Source organism: Micromonospora maritima (genome assembly GCF_902825405.1).
Classification (GTDB): domain Bacteria; phylum Actinomycetota; class Actinomycetes; order Mycobacteriales; family Micromonosporaceae; genus Micromonospora; species Micromonospora maritima.
The window spans coordinates 25,230-44,171 of record NZ_CADEAU010000006.1 but is presented as its reverse complement, the minus strand read 5'-3'; the positions used below and the strand labels follow the sequence as shown (position 1 = coordinate 44,171).

Annotated in this window: 18 protein-coding genes; 8 read left to right on the top strand and 10 right to left on the bottom strand. The window is 72.7% G+C overall.

Annotated features, from left to right (window positions below; translation table 11 throughout):
- Positions 1-1,130, top strand: a 1,130-nt coding sequence (locus HUW36_RS02095; protein WP_174526501.1) for a heavy metal translocating P-type ATPase, incomplete at its 5' end; no start/stop codon positions are given.
- An 86-nt stretch (positions 1,131-1,216) separates the two neighbouring features.
- On the opposite strand, the gene HUW36_RS02090 is transcribed toward HUW36_RS02095, so the two are convergent.
- The 6 genes from HUW36_RS02090 to HUW36_RS02065 all read right to left on the bottom strand — a co-directional run bounded on the left by HUW36_RS02090 (position 1,217) and on the right by HUW36_RS02065 (position 7,763).
- Positions 1,217-2,083 (bottom strand): universal stress protein, encoded by an 867-nt coding sequence (locus tag HUW36_RS02090; RefSeq protein WP_174526500.1) that lies wholly within the window; start codon positions 2,081-2,083, stop codon positions 1,217-1,219.
- Positions 2,080-4,482: a phosphoketolase family protein gene (locus tag HUW36_RS02085; RefSeq protein WP_174526499.1), complete on the bottom strand. Its 2,403-nt coding sequence runs from the start codon at positions 4,480-4,482 to the stop codon at positions 2,080-2,082. Before HUW36_RS02085 ends, HUW36_RS02090 begins: the two co-directional genes overlap by 4 nt.
- A 128-nt stretch (positions 4,483-4,610) precedes the next feature.
- A complete protein-coding gene (locus HUW36_RS02080) occupies positions 4,611-5,441 on the bottom strand; it encodes a universal stress protein (protein WP_174526498.1) in 831 nt (276 codons plus the stop codon).
- A 66-nt stretch (positions 5,442-5,507) separates the two neighbouring features.
- The gene (locus tag HUW36_RS02075; RefSeq protein ID WP_174526497.1) at positions 5,508-6,332 is read right to left on the bottom strand and encodes an oxidoreductase; all 825 of its coding nucleotides are present in this window, start codon (positions 6,330-6,332) and stop codon (positions 5,508-5,510) included.
- A complete protein-coding gene (locus tag HUW36_RS02070; RefSeq protein ID WP_174526496.1) occupies positions 6,329-6,895 on the bottom strand; it encodes a TetR/AcrR family transcriptional regulator in 567 nt (188 codons plus the stop codon). The genes HUW36_RS02075 and HUW36_RS02070 overlap by 4 nt, the downstream gene beginning before the upstream one ends.
- A gap of 67 nt (positions 6,896-6,962) precedes the next feature.
- Positions 6,963-7,763, bottom strand: a complete 801-nt coding sequence (locus tag HUW36_RS02065) for a PP2C family protein-serine/threonine phosphatase (RefSeq protein ID WP_174526495.1) — start codon at positions 7,761-7,763, stop codon at positions 6,963-6,965.
- Positions 7,764-7,867: 104 nt separating this feature from the next.
- On the opposite strand from HUW36_RS02065, the gene HUW36_RS02060 reads away from it, so the two are divergent.
- The 6 genes from HUW36_RS02060 (at position 7,868) to HUW36_RS02035 (ending at position 13,141) form a co-directional block, all read left to right on the top strand.
- Entirely contained in the window at positions 7,868-8,104 is a 237-nt protein-coding gene (locus tag HUW36_RS02060) for an HTH domain-containing protein (protein ID WP_174526494.1), read from the top strand.
- The gene (locus HUW36_RS02055) at positions 8,104-8,679 is read left to right on the top strand and encodes a Clp protease N-terminal domain-containing protein (protein WP_174526493.1); all 576 of its coding nucleotides are present in this window, start codon (positions 8,104-8,106) and stop codon (positions 8,677-8,679) included. Before HUW36_RS02060 ends, HUW36_RS02055 begins: the two co-directional genes overlap by 1 nt.
- Positions 8,680-8,770: 91 nt before the next feature.
- Entirely contained in the window at positions 8,771-9,778 is a 1,008-nt protein-coding gene (locus tag HUW36_RS02050; RefSeq protein WP_174526492.1) for a diacylglycerol/lipid kinase family protein, read from the top strand.
- On the top strand, positions 9,771-10,772 hold the full coding sequence (locus tag HUW36_RS02045) for a YihY/virulence factor BrkB family protein (RefSeq protein WP_174526491.1): 1,002 nt from the start codon (positions 9,771-9,773) through the stop codon (positions 10,770-10,772). The genes HUW36_RS02050 and HUW36_RS02045 overlap by 8 nt, the downstream gene beginning before the upstream one ends.
- A 76-nt stretch (positions 10,773-10,848) precedes the next feature.
- Complete coding sequence (locus tag HUW36_RS02040) at positions 10,849-12,339, top strand: phosphatase PAP2 family protein (protein ID WP_174526490.1); 1,491 nt, start codon at positions 10,849-10,851, stop codon at positions 12,337-12,339.
- A gap of 4 nt (positions 12,340-12,343) precedes the next feature.
- Complete coding sequence (locus tag HUW36_RS02035) at positions 12,344-13,141, top strand: endonuclease/exonuclease/phosphatase family protein (RefSeq protein ID WP_174526489.1); 798 nt, start codon at positions 12,344-12,346, stop codon at positions 13,139-13,141.
- Here the strand turns inward: HUW36_RS02035 and HUW36_RS02030 are convergent.
- A complete protein-coding gene (locus HUW36_RS02030; RefSeq protein WP_174526488.1) occupies positions 13,138-13,773 on the bottom strand; it encodes a GAP family protein in 636 nt (211 codons plus the stop codon). The genes HUW36_RS02035 and HUW36_RS02030 overlap by 4 nt on opposite strands.
- A gap of 224 nt (positions 13,774-13,997) precedes the next feature.
- Entirely contained in the window at positions 13,998-14,960 is a 963-nt protein-coding gene (locus HUW36_RS02025) for a TIGR03557 family F420-dependent LLM class oxidoreductase (protein ID WP_174526487.1), read from the bottom strand.
- A 363-nt stretch (positions 14,961-15,323) separates the two neighbouring features.
- Here HUW36_RS02025 and HUW36_RS02020 point away from each other — a divergent pair, with 363 nt between their 5' ends.
- A complete protein-coding gene (locus HUW36_RS02020; protein ID WP_174526486.1) occupies positions 15,324-16,724 on the top strand; it encodes a cellulase family glycosylhydrolase in 1,401 nt (466 codons plus the stop codon).
- Between the two features lie 169 nt (positions 16,725-16,893).
- Here the strand turns inward: HUW36_RS02020 and HUW36_RS02015 are convergent, their stop codons facing one another.
- Together HUW36_RS02015 and HUW36_RS02010 are read right to left on the bottom strand one after the other, a co-directional pair.
- A complete protein-coding gene (locus HUW36_RS02015; protein ID WP_174526485.1) occupies positions 16,894-17,328 on the bottom strand; it encodes a hypothetical protein in 435 nt (144 codons plus the stop codon).
- A gap of 36 nt (positions 17,329-17,364) precedes the next feature.
- Positions 17,365-18,633 (bottom strand): magnesium transporter MgtE N-terminal domain-containing protein, encoded by a 1,269-nt coding sequence (locus tag HUW36_RS02010; protein WP_246247794.1) that lies wholly within the window; start codon positions 18,631-18,633, stop codon positions 17,365-17,367.
- Between the last annotated feature and the right edge of the window lie 309 nt (positions 18,634-18,942).

Below are 18,942 nucleotides of genomic sequence, written 5' to 3'. Positions count from 1 at the left end.
CTCTTCCGATCTGCCAGCTCGACGGCGAGCCGCCGGAGTGGGCGGACCGGGCGCGGGAGCGGGCCGAGCGGGCCGGTCTCTCCACGGTCTGGGTCAGTGACGAGCACGGGCCGCTCGGCGCGATCCTGCTGGAGGACCCGGTCCGCGCGGACGCCCGGCGCACCGTGCGGCGGCTGCGCGAGGCGGGGCTGACCCGGCTGGTCATGGTGACCGGCGACCGGCCGCGCACCGCCGCCCAGGTGGCGCAGGTCGTCGGCGTCGACGACGTGATCGCGCGTTGCTCGCCGGCGGAGAAGGCCCGACGGGTACGCGAGGAGTCCGCCCGGGCGGTGACCGTGATGGTCGGCGACGGGGTGAACGACGCCCCGGCGCTGGCCGAGGCGCACGTCGGGGTGGCGATGGGCGCGACCGGCGCGACCGCCTCCGCCGACGTGGCCGACGCGGTGCTCACCGTGGACCGGCTGGACCGGCTCGCCGACGCGGTCGAGATCGCCCGGTACGCCCGCCGCATAGCGGTGCAGAGCGCCACCGTCGGGATGGGCCTGGCCGTGCTGGCCATGCTGGTGGCCGCCGCCGGCCGGCTGCCCCCGGTCGCCGGCGCGTTCCTCCAGGAGGGCATCGACGTGCTGGTGATCCTCAACGCGCTGCGCGCCCTCGGTGGCGGCCTGCGGCGGCGCGAGGTGCCCCCGCACACCCGGGACATGCTCGACCGGTACTCCGGCGAGCACGGCGGCGTGCGGGACGTGCTGGCCCGGCTGCGGGACACCGCCGACCTGGTGGCCACCCGGCCGGACGACCCGGAGTGCGTGCCGGCGCTGCGGGACGTGCACCGGCGCCTGGTCGACGAGGTGCTGCCGCACGAGGCGGCCGAGGAACGGCAGCTCTACCCGGCCCTGGCCGGGCCGCTGGGCAGCGACGAGGCGACCTCGACGATGAGCCGGGCGCACGTCGAGATCGCCCGGCTGGTGGAGCGGATCGGCGGTCACCTCGCGGCGTCGCCGGACGGCCGGCTGCGCCGCGAGGAGGTGACCGACCTGCTGGCCGCGCTCTACGGCCTGGACGCGGTGCTGCGGCTGCACCTGGCCCAGGAGGAGGAGGACTTCTTCTCCCTCAACCCGTCCGACGCCTGAGGCGTCCCCGATCGCTGACGGGTCACCCCCGGCGGTGCGCTCGGGCCTCACCCACGGTGAGGACGGTGTGCACGGGCACCGGCGGATCAGGGCTCGCGGACCACCGCCACCGGGCAGTGCGCGTGCTGGATGAGCTGTTGGCTGACCGAGCCGAGCAGCATGCCGCGCAGCCCGCCCCGGCCCCGGCTGCCGACCACCACCAGCTGTGCCGACCGGCTTGCCTCCACCAGCAGCGCAGCCGCGCTGCCGGGCACCGCCTCGATCTCCACCGGCACGTCGGGGAAGCTCTCCCGCCAGGGTGCCAGCTCCGCCTCGGCGGCGGCGCGCTCGGTCGCGGCGGTCTCCTCCGGGTCGAAGTCCGGCGGCACCCAGCGGTCGCCGGGCGGCTCCCAGACCCGCAGCACCCGCAGCGGCACGTCGCGCTGGGCCGCCCGCTCGACCGCGAAGCCGAGCGCCCGCAGCGCCGACTCCGAGCCGTCCGAGCCGACCACCACCGGCCCCGACGTGGCGGCCTGCCCGTCGCGGACCACCACCACCGGGCAGTGGGCGTGCGCGGTCACCGAGACCGCGGTGGAGCCGGCGAGCAGCCCGCCGAAGCCGCCGTGCCCCCGGCTGCCGAGCACCAGCATCCCCGCCCCGGTGGAGCGTTCCTGGAGCACCAGCGCGGGCGGACCGTCGAAGACCTCGCCGTGCACGGTGAGGCCGGGCCGCTCGGCGGCGGCGTCGGCCGCCGCCTTGCGGACCAGCTCCTCGACCTGCCGGCGGGCCGTCTCGTCCGGCCAGACCCCGGGGGCCACGCCCGGACCGATCCACCCGGCCACGGTCAACCACTCGAACACGTACGCCAGCCGTACCGGCCGGCCGGAGCGGCCCGCCTCGTCCAGCGCCCAGTCCAGCGCCACCGACGCGTCGGTGGACCCGTCGTAGCCGACCAGGATCTCGTCGCCGCTCATTCGGCACTCCTCACCGCGGGGTCGGTCTCGCGGATCCAGCGCCACTCGGCGACCCGGGGGTCGTCCTCGCCGTGCTCGCGGGTGTAGTCGCGGCAGGCCTGGCGGGCGTCCACCATCTCCTGACGCAGGTGCGCGGCGCGCGAGCGCAGCCCCGGCACCCGGTCGATGACGTCGATGACCAGGTGGAAGCGGTCCAGGTCGTTGAGCATCACCATGTCGAACGGGGTGGTGGTGGTGCCCTCCTCCTTGTAGCCGCGCACGTGCAGGTTCTCGTGGTTGGTCCGGCGGTAGGTCAGCCGGTGGATCAGCCACGGGTAGCCGTGGTAGGCGAAGATGACCGGCCGTTCGCGGGTGAAGATGGTGTCGAACTCGTTGTCCGGCAGGCCGTGCGGGTGCTCCGACGGCGGTTGCAGGCGCATCAGGTCGACCACGTTGACCACCCGGACCTTCAGGTCCGGCAGGTGCCGGCGCAGCAGGTCGGCCGCGGCGAGGGTCTCCAGCGTCGGCACGTCGCCGGCGCAGGCGAGCACCACGTCCGGCTCGGCGTCGTCGTCGGTGCTGGCCCAGTCCCAGATGCCCAGGCCGCGGCGGCAGTGCTGGACCGCCTCGTCCATGGTCAGCCAGTTCGGTGCCGGCTGCTTCCCGGCCACCACCACGTTGATGTAGTGCCGGCTGCGCAGGCAGTGGTCCATGGTGGACAGCAGCGTGTTGGCGTCCGGCGGCAGGTAGACCCGCACCACCTCGGCCTTCTTGTTGACCACGTGGTCGATGAATCCCGGGTCCTGGTGCGAGAACCCGTTGTGGTCCTGTCGCCAGACGTGGCTGGAGAGCAGGTAGTTCAGCGAGGCCACCGGCTCCCGCCAGGGGATGTGCCGGGTCACCTTGAGCCACTTGGCGTGCTGGTTGACCATCGAGTCGACGATGTGGATGAACGCCTCGTAGCTGGTGAACAGGCCGTGCCGGCCGGTCAGCAGGTAGCCCTCCAGCCAGCCCTCGCAGAGGTGCTCGGAGAGCACCTCCATCACCCGGCCGTCGGGGGAGAGGTGGTCGTCCTCCGGCAGCCGGCGGCCGACGAATGCGCGGTCGGTGACCTCGAACGCGGCACCGAGCCGGTTCGAGGCGACCTCGTCCGGGCCGAACAGGCGGAACGTCTGCGGGTTGCGGGCGATCACGTCGCGGACCCACGGGCCGAGCGCGCCGGCCGCCCCGGCCACCGTGGCGCCGGGCTCCTCGACCTCGACCGCGTACTTTCGGAAGTCGGGCAGGTCCAGGTCGCGCAGCAGCTTGCCGCCGTTGGCCACCGGGTTGGCGCTCATCCGCCGGTCACCGCTCGGGGGCAGCGCGGCCAGCTCGGCGACCGGGCCGCCGGTGGCGTCGAACAGCTCCTCCGGCCGGTAGCTGCGCAGCCAGCGCTCCAGCTCCGCCAGGTGCGCGGGGTTGTCGCGCACCTCGGCGATCGGCACCTGGTGGGCGCGGAACGTGCCCTCGACCTGCTTGCCGTCGACGTCCGCCGGGCCGGTCCAGCCCTTCGGCGTCCGCAACACGATCATCGGCCAGCGGGGACGCGTGACGTCGTCGCCGGAGCGGGCCCGGCGCTGGATGCCGGTGATCTCGTCGACCGCCCGGTCCAGCGTCGCGGCGAGCAGCTGGTGCACCGCCACCGGGTCGTCGCCCTCCACGACGTACGGCTGGTAGCCGTAGCCGCGCATCAGGTCGAGCAGGTCGTCGGTGGGGATCCGGTCCAGCACCGTCGGATTGGCGATCTTGTAGCCGTTGAGGTGCAGGACGGGCAGCACCGCGCCGTCCCGGGCCGGGTTGAGGAAGACGTTGGACAGCCAGCTGCCGGCGAGCGGGCCGGTCTCCGCCTCGCCGTCGCCGATCACGCAGGCGACCAGCAGGTCGGGGTTGTCGAACGCGGCGCCGTAGGCGTGGCTCAGCGCGTACCCCAGCTCGCCGCCCTCGTGGATCGAACCCGGCACCTCCGGCGCCACGTGGCTGGGGATGCCGCCGGGGAACGAGAACTGCCGGAACAGTCGCTGCATGCCTGCTTCGTCCCGGGGGATGTGGTGGTACAGCTCGCTGTAGGTGCCCTCCAGCCAGGTGTTGGCGACCAGCGCCGGGCCGCCGTGGCCGGGGCCGGTGACGAAGATGGCGGACAGGTCCCGGTCGACGATGACGCGGTTGAGGTGGGCGTAGAGCAGGTTGAGACCGGGGCTGGTGCCCCAGTGGCCGAGCAGGCGCGGCTTGATGTGCTCGGGCCGGAGCGGCTCGCGGAGCAGCGGGTTGTCGAGCAGGTAGATCTGCCCGACGGTGAGGTAGTTAGCCGCCCGCCAGTAGGCGTCCAGCCGGCGCAGCTCGTCTTCGGTCAGGGGGCTGTGCAGGTCGAGAGCGGTGTCCATGCTGCGTTAGCCTCTCGTGGCTCGGGGTCGTCTGCCACTCGGGGACGCGGTCGTCGTCCCCGGCGCGTCCAGCCTGGCCTGCCGTCGGGGTGGTCGGTCAGGGCCGTAGGTCCCGCGTCGGGCGGGCGTCACGACCCGTCCCCGGCGTCGTCGCCGACGCCGCGCACGACGATCAGCGGGGCCGGCGAGTGGTAGAGCAGGGCCTGGCTGACCGCGCCCAGTGTGGACCGCACCGGCCCGTCGCCGCGCGCACCGACCACGGTGAGCTGCGCCGACCGGGACCGGTCGAGCAGCACGGCACCGGCGTCGCCGTGGACGGTCTGGCAGGAGGCGGCCACCCGGGGGTGCCGGGCGGCGTGCCGGTTGACCGCCTCCTCCAGCAGGCCGTCGTCGCCGTCGCGCCGCTGCGTCTCGACCACCCGGACGGCGAGCAGCCGGGCGCCCCGGCGTTCGGCGCAGTCGAAGGCGTAGCGGAGCGTGGCCCCCGAGTCGGGGGAGCCGTCGTAGCCGACCAGCAGCGGCCCGGGCGGCGCCACCTCGGTGCGCCCGACCAGCACCGGGCAGCCGGCTCTCGAGGCCAGCTCCACCGCCGGCGCGTCCGCCGGCACGCAGGTGGGACAGGTCGCCATGCCGCCGTCGCCCAGCGCCACCAGGAACGCGGCATCGGCGGCCCGCAGCAGTGCCTCGACCGGCGAGCCCTCGACGATCTCCCCGCTGACCGGCACGTCCGGCGCGGCGTCCGCGGCCACCTGCCCGGCCTTCTCCAGCAGGTTCTCCGCGTCGATCCGGGTGCCGCCGGCCGGTGCCGGCCCCGTGGAGGCGGCCCAGTTGAACGCGTGCAGCAGGTGCAGCGGCCGGTGGTGGGCCGCGGCCTCACCGGCGGCCGTCCGGACCATCGTCAGGTCCTCCGCCGACCGGCCGACGCCGACCACCACCGCGCCGTGGCTCGGTGCCGCCATCCCGGCTCACCTCCCGACCGCGCTTTCCACCCACGGTAGTCGTGGGGCCGGGTCGGTCGGACCGGGTCAGCGGAACTGAAGCCGGTTGACCGCGTCGAAGAACCGGGCGCCGAGCAGCCGGCGGGTGTGCACCATCGCCCACGCGGCGGCGGTGACCAGGTAGCGGGTACGCGGGCGGCGGGCGACGACGGACCGCTCGATCACCCGGGCCACCGCCTCGGGCGGCGCGGCGAGCAGCGGGTTGCGGTAGGACTTCGCCATCGACGCGTCCACCGCGGCGACCATCCGGTGGTACGGCCCGGTCGGGTCCGCGCCGGCGCCGAGCGAGGACGCGGCCACCGCGCCGAAGCCGGTACGGATCAGACCCGGCTCGATGATCGCCACGTCCACCCCGAACGGGCGCACCTCCTGCCGCAACGCGTCGGAGAGCGCCTCCACCGCGTACTTGCTGGCGTGGTAGTAGCCGCCGCCGGGGAAGACCAGCCGGCCGCCCATCGAGCTGACGTTGACGATCCGGCCGCGGCCGGCCCGGCGCATGCCGGGCAGCACGAGCTGGGTGAGCCGGGCGAGCCCGAAGACGTTGGTCTCGAACTGGGCGCGCACCCGCTCCATCGGGGTCTCCTCGACCGGGCCGTACTCGCCGTAGCCGGCGTTGTTGACGAGCACGTCGACCTGGCCGTGCGCGGCCTCCACCGCGGCCACCGCGGCGCGCATGGACGCCTCGTCGGTGACGTCGAGGGGGAGGAGCCGGGCGCCGGTGTCGGCCAGGTCGGCGATCGCGTCGACCTTGCGCGCGGTCGCGTACACGGTGAGGTCGGGGCGGCGGGCGAGCCGGCGGACGGTGGCCCGGCCGATGCCGGAGGAGGTGCCGGTGATCAGGACGGCGGTCATCTGTGGTCTCCCTGAGGTCGGGGCAGTCCCGCGACGACCAGCGCGACGCCGTCGCGTAGCCGCCGTCGGGGCAGGTCGGGGTCGGTGAGCTCGGCCTCCAGGCCGCGGGTGAGCGCGACGAGCACGTCGGCCACCGCGCGGGCCCGCGGCCCGGCGGCGTCGGTCAGCGTGGCGGCCACCAGGTCGGTCAGCCCGGCGGTGTACGCGTCGACGAGGTCGCCGGTGAGCTTGCCGCTGGCGTCGAGCAGCTCGGTGGCGTGCCGGCTCTCCCGGTGCAGCGTGAGGGTGAGCTCCAGCTTGGCGGCGAGTACGTCGTACACCCGGTCGGCCAGCTCGCCGCCGGGCGTGGTGGCGGCCCGCCGGGCCCGGTCGAGCGAGTCGGCGAAGAGCCGCTCGGCCAGTCGCCGGTAGGCGTCGTCCTTGTTGCGCACGTACTGGTAGACCGCCGGCCGGGACATCCCGGCGGCCGCCGCGATGTCGTCCATGGTGGTGCGCCGCATTCCGTGCCGGGTGAAGCACTCGTACGCGGCGGTCAGGATCGTCTCCAGCCGGTCGTTCGACATGCTGACGATTCTTGCACAGAATGTCAGGGCGTCACACGTGTTCCCGGTCACGCGGGGGTGAAGCAGCTCAGCGCGGCGCGGGCAGGGCGGGGTGGACGCGCAGCACGACCGCCGTGGCGTTGTCGTCGCCGCCCGCGTCCAGGGTGGCGGCGAGCAGGGCGCGGACGGTCTGTGCCGGGTCCCGGCGGGCGGCCAGCAGGTCGCGCAGTCGGTGGTAGCCGAGTTGGTCGCTCACCCCGTCGGTGCAGAGCAGCCAGGTGTCCCCGCGGCGCAGCGGCACGGCGAGCAGGTCCGGTTCCGGCCGGTCCGGGTGACCGACGTAGCGCAGGAGCTGGTAGCGGGCCCGCGCCGCCTCCGGCGAGTCCGCCGGCCACCAGCCGTGCAGCAGACCCAGCCAGGCCATGGTGTGGTCCACCGTGACCAGCTCCAGCAGCCCGTCGCGCAGCCGGTACGCCCGGGAGTCGCCGAGCTGCGCCAGCCAGCCCTGACCGCCGTCCGGCTCGACCACCAGCGCGGTGAGCGTGCACCCGGTCAGCCCGGTGTGCCCCGCGCCGGCCCGGCGTACCCGCTGTTGGGTCTCGGCGACGGCGGCGCGCAGGCCGGCGGCGTCGACGGCGGGCCACCCGGCGCGGACCTGGGCCACGAACGTCTCCGCCGCGGTCGTGCCGGCCGCCCGGCTGCCCTCGCCCTCGCCCATGCCGTCGCAGACCACGGCCAGCGGCAGCTCCGGGTCGAGATGAAGCACGTCGTAGTTCTCCGGGTAGCGGTGCCCGACCACGCTGCCGCCGGCGATCTCCAGGGTGAGTCGCCCGACGGTGAGCCGGCGCGCGGCCTCGACCGGCCGGTCCAGAGGGCGGCGGCGGAACACCAGCGGACCGTAGCACCGGCCCGGGTCGCGGATCGGCAGGTCGCGGCCGTGTCACCTGTCAACCGGGGTTGACAACCCCTCGATTGTCAACCTACATTGACAGCATGAGTCGGGCGACGGAACTCGCGGCGGCAGCCGGCAGCACCGATCCCAAGGTCGGTCTGCGGGCGGTTCTCGCCCTGCGCCGGCTGCTCGAACGGCTCGAGGTGGTCCAGGTCGACAACGCCCGGCGACAGGGCTGGTCGTGGCAGGAGATCGCCGACGCCCTCGAGGTCAGCCGGCAGGCGGTCCACAAGAAGCACGCCGGTCGACCGGCGGTGCCCGGAAGCTGGGAGGCGTGATGTTCGAACGATTCACCGACCGGGCCCGCGCGGTCGTGCACCACGCGGTCGAGGAGGCCCGGACCGAGGGCCGGCGCCCCGTCGGCACCGAGCACCTGCTCCTCGGAGTGCTGGCCGACGGCGACAACCTGGCGGTCCGGCTGCTCGCGGCCGGCGGAGTCACCGCCGACGACCTGCGCGCGGCGGTGGCCCGCCACACCGCGCAGGGCGTCGACGGGCTCGGCGCGGCGGACGCGGCCGCGCTGCGCGAGATCGGCATCGACCTCGCCGCGATCGTGGCCCGGATCGAGGAGTCCTTCGGCCCCGACGCGCTGCGCGAGGCGGCACCGCGCCCGCGTCGCTGGTGGCGTCGCCGGCCCCACCTCGGCACGTTCTCGCCCCGGGCGAAGAAGGTGCTGGAGCTGTCGTTGCGCGAGGCGCTCCGGCTGCGCCACCGGCACATCGGCACCGAGCACATCCTGCTCGGCCTGCTCCGGGAGGGCAACGGACTGGCCGCGTCGGTGCTGACCGAGGCCGGGGTCGACCTCGACGACCTGCGGCGGCGGGTCGAGGCGGCGCTGCGCGGGGCGGCCTGAGGCCGGGCCGGATCCCAAACCTGTTTGCGGTCCTCGCAACGTCCGCCCCCGCCGGGTCGCCGCCGCGCCCCGCGTCCTGCACACTGGCGCCGTGGACGGTGCAGACGACAAGCGCCCGGTGACCGCGGAGAACCGCACCCCGCGCTCGGCCGTGGTGGTCAACCCGGTGAAGGTGGCCGACCTGGACGAGTTCCGGCAGACCGTGGACGGCGCGCTCGACGCTGCCGGCTGGCCGGCGCCGACCTGGTACGAGACCACGGTCGAGGACCCGGGTCGGGGCCAGGCGGAGGAGGCGGTCAAGGCCGGTGCGGAGGTCGTCTTCGCCTGCGGCGGCGACGGCACCGTGATGGCCTGCGTGACCGCGCTGGCCGGCACCGACGTGGCGCTGGCCGTGCTGCCCCAGGGCACCGGCAACCTGCTCGCCGCCAACCTCGGCCTCTCCAACGACCTGGCCGCCGGGCTGGAGGTGGCGGTCGAGCGCGGGATGCGCCGCCTCGACGTCGGCGTCGTCGGCGACAAGTGCTTCGCGGTGATGGCCGGGATGGGCTTCGACGCCCAGATGCTCGACTCCACCTCCGAGACCACCAAGAAGCGCATCGGCTGGCCGGCCTACCTGGTCGGCGCCGCCCGACACCTGCGGGACCGGCCGATGCGGGTCTCCGTGCGCATCGACGGCCGGCCCCCGCTGCGCCGCCGGGCCCGCTCGGTCCTGGTCGCCAACGTCGGCCGCCTCCAGGGCGGCGTGCGCCTGCTCACCGACGCCGAGCCGGACGACGGCTGGCTCGACGTGGCGGTGCTGACCCCGCGCACGCTCGGCCACTGGCTCGCCATGGGCTGGGCGGTGGTGCGCCGGCGGGGCAGCGTGCCCCGGATGGAGGTGTTCCGGGCGCGCACCGTCGAGATCGCCAGCAACCGCCCGCAGCCGCGGCAGCTCGACGGCGACCTGATCGAGCCGGGCCGGTCGCTGACGGCCACCATCCGGCCCGAGTCGCTCTGGCTCTGCGTACCGCGCCCGGAGGACGACCCCGACCTGGCGGTGGACGCCGACGCGGCGGCGGAGCGCGGTGAGCAGCTGATCGAGGAGGCGCGCCGTGAGTAGCACCAAGCTGGTCCCCGAGACCCGGTTGATGACCTCCGACGAGCTGTCGGCCGACGACGCCTGGCGCACGCTGCGCCGGCACGGCGGCTGGTGCCTGCTGCGCGACGCCTTCATCCGGTTCCGCTACGGCGACGGCTTCAGCCACTCCCGTGCCCTGGGCCTGCAGCTCTGCCTGGCCGTGGTGCCGTTCCTGATCGCGCTCACCGGCCTGATCACCGACCTGGGCGCGGACGAGGGCGGCAAGGTCGTCGCCGACACCGTGCTGGCGATCACGCCCGGCCAGAGCGAGTCGATGGTGCAGGAGCTGCTGGCCGACACCGACCGCACCGAGGACGCCGGCGAGCTGGCGCTGACCCTCGGCCTGCTCACCGGCCTGGTCGCGCTGACCACGACGATGGCGCAGATCGAGCGTGGCGCGAACCGGATCTACGGCGTCGAACGGGACCGCCCGGCGCTGTGGAAGTACGTGCGGGCGACGGTGCTCGCGCTGGTCGCCGGCGTACCCGCGCTGTTCGGCTTCCTGATCCTGGTCGGCGGTGGAGCGCTGGGCGACTCGGTGCGCCGGCACTACGAGTGGGGCGACTTCGCCACCGCCGCGTGGGACGTGATCCGCTGGCCGCTGAGCCTGGGCCTGACCGTGCTCGCCGTGGCGGTGCTGTTCCGGCACGCGCCCCGGCGCAAGCAGCCCGGCCTGTCCTGGCTGCTCTTCGGTGCCGGCATCGCCATCGCGCTGTGGTGGCTGGCCAGCCTGCTACTCGCCGCGTACGTGAAGTACAGCGGCGGATTCGGCCAGACCTACGGCGCGCTGACCGGCATGATGGCGCTGCTGCTCTGGGCCAACCTCACCGGGATGGCGCTCTTCGGCGGGCTGGCCTTCGCCGCCCAGCTGGAGGCGATGCGGATCGGGGTCGAGGAGCCGGCCCAGCCGGACCTGTGGGAGCCGGAGGCGCAGCGTGAGGAGCTGCTCGACACCGGCGAGATGACCGCTCTCTGACGCCGCGCCGGCACGGCGTGTACGAGACACGCGGATCGGGTACAGCGCGCCTCGCAGAAGAAAAGGGAGGTGCGGTGTGACCGCGGTCAAGGAAACCGGGCGCCGGCCGCTCGGCCACTTCGCCGAGCGGAGCCTGGTCGGCCTGCTCGCGGTGGCCGGCGCGGGAGTCGCATTCGGTGTGCTGCTCATGCTCGTCCGGTTCCGCTGGAGCCCGCTCCAGGACGCCGACCACGAGGCGGCCGAGTGGTTCAACAACCTCGTGGCGCCGCACCACCCGCTGGTCACGGTGCTCCAGGCGATCACCGATCTGGGCGGCCGGCCGGTGCTCATCTGGCTGATCACCATCGCCGTGGTGGGCCTGCTGATCCGCCGCCAGTCCCGGCTGGCGGTCTACCTGATCGTCACCGGGGTGGGCGGGCTGGTCCTCGACCCGTCGCTCAAGGCGCTGGTGGGGCGGCTGCGTCCGGTGGTGGACGTGCCGGTGGCGAGCGCTCCCGGCAACAGCTTCCCCAGCGGTCACGCGCTGGGCTCGTTCGTCGCCTACGGCGCGCTGCTGCTGGTGTTCCTGCCGGCCATGTCGCCGCGCTGGCGCAAGCCGGCGATCGCCATCGCCGCCGTGCTGGTGTTCCTGGTCGGGCTGACCCGGATCGCGTTGGGCGTGCACTTCGTCTCGGACGTGCTCGGCGGCTGGCTGCTCGGCGCGGCCTGGCTGGGCGTCACCGCGTACGCGTTCCGGCTCTGGCGGCGCGAGCGCGGCCGGCCGGTGCCACCACTGACCGAGGGCCTGGAGCCCGAGGCCGGTGAGGAGATCACGCCCGCCCCGGCCGAGGAGAAGGTGCTGGAGCACCCCCGTTCGGCGGTGGCCGAGCTGCTGGTCGGCTGGGTGCTCGTCTTCGGCGCGCTCTACGCGTTCGGCATGTACGTCAGCTACCACGCCAAGGGCACGTTCTTCGCCACCCTCGACACCGACGTGCCGCGCTGGTTCGCCGCCCGGCACACCGACGCGCTCACCGAGCTGAGCTGGTGGTGGAGCAAGTTCGGTGACACCCACGCCATCCTGCTGGTCTCGCTGGTGTTCTGCCCGATCGTGCTGGCCGTGTGGCGGCGCTGGCGCCCGGTGCTCTTCGTGGTGCTGGCGATGTTCGGCGAGCTGAGCCTCTTCCTGGCCACCGCGCGGGTGGTCGAGCGGCCGCGTCCGCCGGTGGAGAACCTGGACGGGCAGATGCCCACCTCGTCCTTCCCGTCCGGGCACATCGCGGCGACCATCTGTCTCTGGGTCGCCATGGCGATCATCGTGTTCCCGCGCACCGACAGGTGGTGGCGGTGGCTGTTCGTGGCGATGGCCGTGATCATGCCGGTCGGGGTGGCCACCTCCCGGATGTACCGGGGGATGCACCACCCGACCGACTTCATGGGCGCGATCCTGCTCGGCACGCTCTGGCTGTCGCTGCTCTACTGGGTGGTCCGGCCGAACGCCGACGTGTACGAGGGCAACCGGCCGGCGATCGAGTCCGAGCAGGTGGACGAGCTGGACGACGAGCTGGCCAAGGCCGGCCGGCCGGACTGACCCGATGCTGCGGATGATGACCTGGAACATCCGTACCGGCGGTCGGGACCGTGACGGCACCGACCGCCGGGACCGGATCGTCTCGGTCGTCGCCGCGCAGCGCCCGGACGTGTTGGCGCTCCAGGAACTGCGCGGCCTGGACCGGACGCTGCCCGGGCTGGCGGAGCGGATGGGCCTGGTGCCGTACCTGGCCCGGTCCTGCTTCGGCCAGCCGGTGGCGGTGCTGGTCCGGCCGCCGCTGCGGGTGCTGCGCTCGGGTCGGGTACGCCGCCCGTTCCACCACGCCGCGGCCCGCGTCCAGGTGGCCACCGGGGCGGGACCGCTCACCGTGTTCAGCACCCATCTCGACCCGTACTCCGGTGGTCGGCGGCGGATGGAGGCGGACTGGCTGGCGGCGGCGGTGCGGCGGACCGGGGGAGGGCTGGCCCTGGTCGCCGGCGACCTGAACACGCTGGAACCGGCGGTGGACCACGACGCGCGCCTGGCCGGGCTCGCCGCCCCGTACCGGCGGCGGCACCTGCGCCGGGACGGCCGGACGGTCGACACCCGGGCGGTGGCCCGGCTGCTCGACGGTGGTCTGGTCGACCTCTGGCCGCGCTCCGGCGGTGACGAGCCGGGCGGGTTGACCGTGCCGACGCGGCACGGCGGCGCGGAGTTCGCCGGCATGCGGCTGGACTACCTGCTCGCCACACCGGCGCTGGCCGAGCGCGCGTACGCGGTGCGGGTGGTGCGCGGCGGGGACGCCGACGACGCCTCCGACCACTACCCGGTGCTGGCCGAGCTGGACCTCGACGCCGCCTAGAGCAGGTCGGACCCGACGATCGCCACGAAGATCAGGATGACCAGCTCGTTGATGATCCAGGAGTGCGCGTTGGACCAGTCGCGCACCTGGGGAAGCAGCCGTTCGGCGCGGCTGCCGAGCAGCACCAGCGCGAGCAGCGGCAGCGCCAGCAGCAGTACGGTCAGCACCAGGAACGGCAGCAGGTGCCACCAGGGCTTGTCGTGCCCGGCCAGGCTGCCCGCGACCGAGGCCATGGTGACCTCGTCGCTGGGCATGGCGATGAAGAGCAGCAGGCCGAGCCCGAAGGCGAACGCGGGCCGGGGGTCCTCCAGCCGGCGCATCCAGCCCGGCGGCTGGTTGCGCCCGCGCCTGAGGAACGTGATCACCATCAGGACCAGCAGCAGCACCAGCACGATCCAGTCGATCAGGTGCCGGCTGCCGCTGTCCCTGGTCCCGTTGCCGGCGCTGTGCCGCACCAACCGGAACACGCCGTACCAGACGGTCAGCGGGACCAGCACGCCCAGCGCGGCGCCGGCCAGGTAGGCCACCGAGCTGCGTCGCGGATCGCGGCTGGCGGCCAGGAAGACCGCGCTGATCAGCTGCGGACCGGCCACCATCACCAGGGCCAGCGGCAGCACGGTCAGCAGGTTCACGACCTCATTGTGTTGCCGCCGGCCGGTCGGTGAGGGCGGTTCTACAGGACCAGGTTGAGCAGCACGGTGAGCACCACCGAGGCGACGATCGAGAAGAGGATCATCAGAAGACAGCCGAACCCGCCGCCGGCGGGCCTGATCTCGGTGTTTCCGATACGCATGACGTCAGCTCCTCCGGGCAGGTCGGGGCGTTGCCGCGCGCACCGCGGCAACGCCCGGGCGGGTCACAGCTCGCGCAGTCGGGGCAGCAGCTGCTCCTGCGCCCAGTCGAGGAACATCGGCTGGCTGTCGCCGCCGACCTGGACCAGCGCCACGTGGGTGAACCCGGCGTCGACGAACTTCTTGAACGCCTCGACGTGCCGGTCGACGTCCGGGCCGCAGGTGATGCCCTCGGCCACGTCCTCCTCGCGGACGAACTGGGTGGCCGCGTCGAACGCGTCCGGGTCGGGCAGGTCGGCGTTGACCTTCCAGCCCATGCCGAACCAGCGGAACTGGTCGTGCACGATCTTGCGGCACTCGGCCTCGTCCGGGCCGTAGCAGATGGCCACCTGCCCGTAGCGGGGACGACCCGCGCCACCGGCCTCCTCGTACATCTCGACCAGGTGCGACAGCGGGTCGGTGGCGATCATGGCGTCCGCGTACTCGGCGGCCAACGTGGCCGACTGCCGACCGGACGCGGCCACCGCCATCGGCACCGGGTGCTCCGGCCGGTCCCACACGTACGCGTCGGGCACGTCGAAGTGGTTGCCGGAGAACGTCAACGTCTCGCCGTTGAGCAGCGGCCGGATGATCTGGAGCGCCTCCTCGAACATCTCGTGCCGCTGCTGCACGTGCGGCCATCCGCCCACCACGTGCTCGTTGAGGTTCTCCCCGGCACCGAGGCCGAGCGTGAACCGGCCGTCCGAGAGCACCCCGATGGTGCTGGCCTTCTGCGCCACCACCGCCGGGTGGTAGCGCCGGATCGGGCAGGTGACGAACGACAGCAGCTCGGGCCGGCTGGTGGCGTGCGCGACCGCGCCGAGCACCGACCAGGCGTACGGCGAGTGGCCCTGCGACTCCAGCCAGGGGTAGTAGTGGTCGGACATGACCAGGTGGTCGAAACCGGCGGCCTCGGCGCGCACGGCGTGGTCCACCAGTTCCTTCGGGCCGGCCTGCTCGCACATCAGGGTGTAGCCGACGTTCACCATGGCGCATCTCCTTCCGGGTGGATCGTCTTCCGATACCCCGCCGGAGGCGGATCAACCCGGCTGTCCGCTTCCCGGGCCGCCCGTCTTGACGTCCGGTCGGATGCTGCCTACAGTCCGGCTTAACCGGTTCAGGCCGGGGTGGCGCACCATCCTGTGGTGGGGATGACCGCCCCTGCGGCGGCCCGTGACTGCGCGGGCCGCCGCAGGACTTAACCGGTTGCCTTCCGCGCCCCATCGGCCTACGCTGATGCCGGCGTCCGCCGGGAGTCACGGGCGCGGCTGTCGGGCTCAGCCGCCACCGCTTCGTCACCATCACCGCACCCCCGCTCGGGCACGGGGTGACACCTTCCCCTGAGGACAGCCATGAAGAAGTTGCTCTCCGTCGCGGGCGCCGCCCTGCTGACGGCCCTCGCCGCCGTCTTCGCCTTCGGGCAGCCGGCGCACGCCGCCGCCGGTTTCTCCGTCTCGAACGGGCGGCTCTACGACGCCAACGGCACCGAGTTCGTCATGCGTGGGGTCAACCACGCGCACACCTGGTACCCGCAGCAGACCAGTTCGTTCGCGAACATCAAGGCGCTCGGCGCCAACACGGTCCGGGTGGTGCTGGGCAGCGGCGACCGCTGGACCAGGAACAGCGCCGCCGACGTGGCCAACGTGATCTCGCTGTGCAAGGCCAACCGGCTGATCTGCGTGCTGGAGGTGCACGACACCACCGGCTACGGCGAGGACGGCGCCGCCACCACGCTGGCCAAGGCCACCGACTACTGGCTGAGCATCGCCGACGTGCTCAAGGGCCAGGAGAAGTACGTCATCGTCAACATCGGCAACGAGCCGTTCGGCAACCAGGGCTACGGCGCCTGGACCACCGACACCTCGAACGCGATCAAGCGGCTGCGGGCCGGTGGCCTCACCCACACGATCATGGTGGACGGGCCGAACTGGGGCCAGGACTGGTCGTTCACCATGCGCGACAACGCCGGCACCGTGTTCAACGCCGACCCGCAGCGCAACACCGTCTTCTCCATCCACATGTACGGCGTCTTCGACACCGCCGCGGAGGTCAGCGACTACCTGGGCCGGTTCCGCTCCGCCGGGCTGCCCATCGTGGTGGGTGAGTTCGGGTTCAACCACTCCGACGGCAACCCCGACGAGGACGCGATCATGTCCTACAGTCAGGCCAACGGCATCGGCTACCTGGGCTGGTCGTGGAGCGGCAACGGCGGCGGCGTCGAGTACCTCGACATGACCACCGGTTTCAACCCGGCCCAGCTCACCAGCTGGGGCCAGCGGATCTTCAACGGGGCCAACGGCATCGCCGCGACCGCCCGCGAGGCCTCCGTCTTCGCCGGCAGCACGCCGAGCCCGACCACCAGCCCGAGCCCGACGACGAGCCCCAGCCCGACCACCAGCCCGACCACCAGCCCGAGCCCGACCACGCCGCCGACCACCACGCCTCCGCCGGCCGGTGGCTGCACCGCCACGTACACGATCGTCAACTCGTGGCAGGGCGGCTTCCAGGGCGAGGTCAAGGTGACCGCCGGTTCCGCCGCGATCACCGGCTGGACCACGAAGTGGACGTTCGCCAACGGCCAGGCCGTCAGCCAGTCGTGGAGCGCCACGGTCAGCAACAGCGGGGCGGCGTACACCGCCCGTAACGTGGACTACAACGGCCGGCTGGGCGCCGGCGCCAGCACCAGCTTCGGCTTCATCGCCAGCTGGAACGGCACCAACGCCGTGCCCGCGGTGACCTGCGCCGCGAGCTGACCGACCCCGTACGCCGGTGGCCGGGCCCGCACGGGCCCGGCCACTTCGGTCATTGCCGGGAATGACGGATGCCAGGCAAGAGAAGACGTCGCCGAGCGGCCACGGAGCTCACTCACTCAGGGGCGAGGTCCTCGTCTGGCCTGATCCGGAACTTCTGGTCGCCGACGAGTCACTGGTATCCCCGGCCGCGGTTGTGGACGTGCAGGTTGCCACCCGCCTGATTGACCTGAGACGTGCCCGACGCATGCGCGTGCAAGTTGATCGTCTTCGTCTGCGCTGGCGGAAGCGCCGGCAACAGATCCTCGCGGAGCAGGCGACGGAGCTCCTCGGAAGCATCTGGGTCCGTAGCGAGCAACCTCCGGACCTTCCCCTGCCACTCGCCGACCAGATCCTTCTGTACGGTCGCGTCACCGCTCCGGAGGGCCGTCAAGAGTGCGGCACGGGCCTCCCCGAGCTCGTCCGCGACGAAGCCGGACCGCTGCGGATGAACTCGCTTCCACAACGCGACCATGGCGTCTCGTGCCGTCGTCCAACTGTCGGTGACCAGCAGGCTAACCACCGTCGTGCCTGCGGTGGACGCCAACGCCACCAGTTCAGCCTCCACTGCGTGACCTCCGGGCAGAGTGACAGACCAGGTCGGTCAACGGATCGAGCGCGCGTAGCTCCGTACGCGACGGCGGCTCTCGCCGGACATCCTGCGCATCACCTCGCTGGACCGTCCATAGGGCTGCATCGCCTCGAGTGCTGCCGCCGCCTCACGAGCGGGCATCTCCTCAGCGACTACCGCCGCGAGTTCGAGCGTGAGTCGCGACAGTACGCGGGCGGCCTTGGCTATGGGCATGTGCCCCAGCGCGCGGCCGGCGACCTCAGCCGGTAGCTCACCGAGCACCTCGCAGACCAGAGAGACGGGAAGCTGGGGAACAGTGAGCACCGCCGACTCATCGGACATCGCCGCAAGCACCTCGATGGCTCTCGCCGACGGGAGCTGTGCCAAGACGGAGGCGGCCGCATCACCTGGAAGCGCGGTGGCTATCGCGACTGCGCAGCCTTCGGGAAGCCTCACCGCGATCTCCGCAGCTTGCACTGCCGGCAGCAGCGCGGCCAGAGCGACCAGTTCAGCTGCTGGGAGGAGAGATAGTGCCTGATCAGTGGAAAAGCGCTCGACGATGTCCGCCCGGCGCCGCTCGGTCAACCTCAGGAGTAATGATCGGAGGCGCCCCTCCGGAACAACCGCGGAGATTGCTGATGCGTAGGCAGCGGTCGTCCCATCGAGGATGGCGGCGAGCATCTCGTCGGAAAGTCCCGAGATCACATTCTGCAGTTCCCGAAGATCATTGGCTGACTGCAGAATGAGGGTTGTCTGGCGCAGCGGAAGGCCGGTCAGCACAGCGGCGCCGGTCTCCGCCGGCATGGCACGCAGCAACTCCACCGCCCGTGGCATCAGCATCGCCGAAAGCAGCGCAGCCCCGTTGACTTCGTCAATTGCACGTATGAGTTCGGCCGCCGGCCGCGTCGGCATCTCGATGAGGAGTGCCGCGAGGTGAGAAGGCGGAATCTCGGTGACAAGACCGCACGCAACACCAGGTGGTATGTCGGCGAGCACCGACGCGGCCACGTCGGTTGGCATGTGGGTGAGTCGTTCCGCGGCGAGTCGCTCATCCATCATGGCCAGCAAGCGACCTGCCCGGCTCGTCGGCATCAGAACGAGGCGTCGGACGGCAGCGGAGAGATCCATCTCCGCAACGACCGCAGCTGCCTCTGTCTCTTCCATCGCCAGCAGTGCCGCCGCTGCCGTCCGTGCGGGCATGGCCGTCAGCGTCTGCGCTTCGCTGCGATCCTTGCCGAAGGTCACGTAGGCGTCGCCGGCCGCCTGCACCACCCGCGCCGAGCCAGCCCCGGTAGCGGTCATGGTCACGAAGCCGGGCGGAGGCGGTTGTCGGGGCGGGCCCACGTGTGCAGCGGCCTGCTGCCCACTGTCCGGAGACGATTTCGGGTCGTCCTTGTGGCGAGGCGTGACTGGCCCGCCTGCCGTCCGGTCCTGCTCGTCGCTGTCCACCTTGTATCTCCGTAGCTATGGTCTCTGCGAATCAGCTGCGGGTGAAGCGAACGCCGGGTAGAAAAAGCTAAGTCGCTCGGCTTGTGCTCTGGCACCAAGGTCCTGCCATTGTGCACGCTGCGTCTCAAGTCAGCGCCTCCCGTTCCTGTCGGTCACCCGACA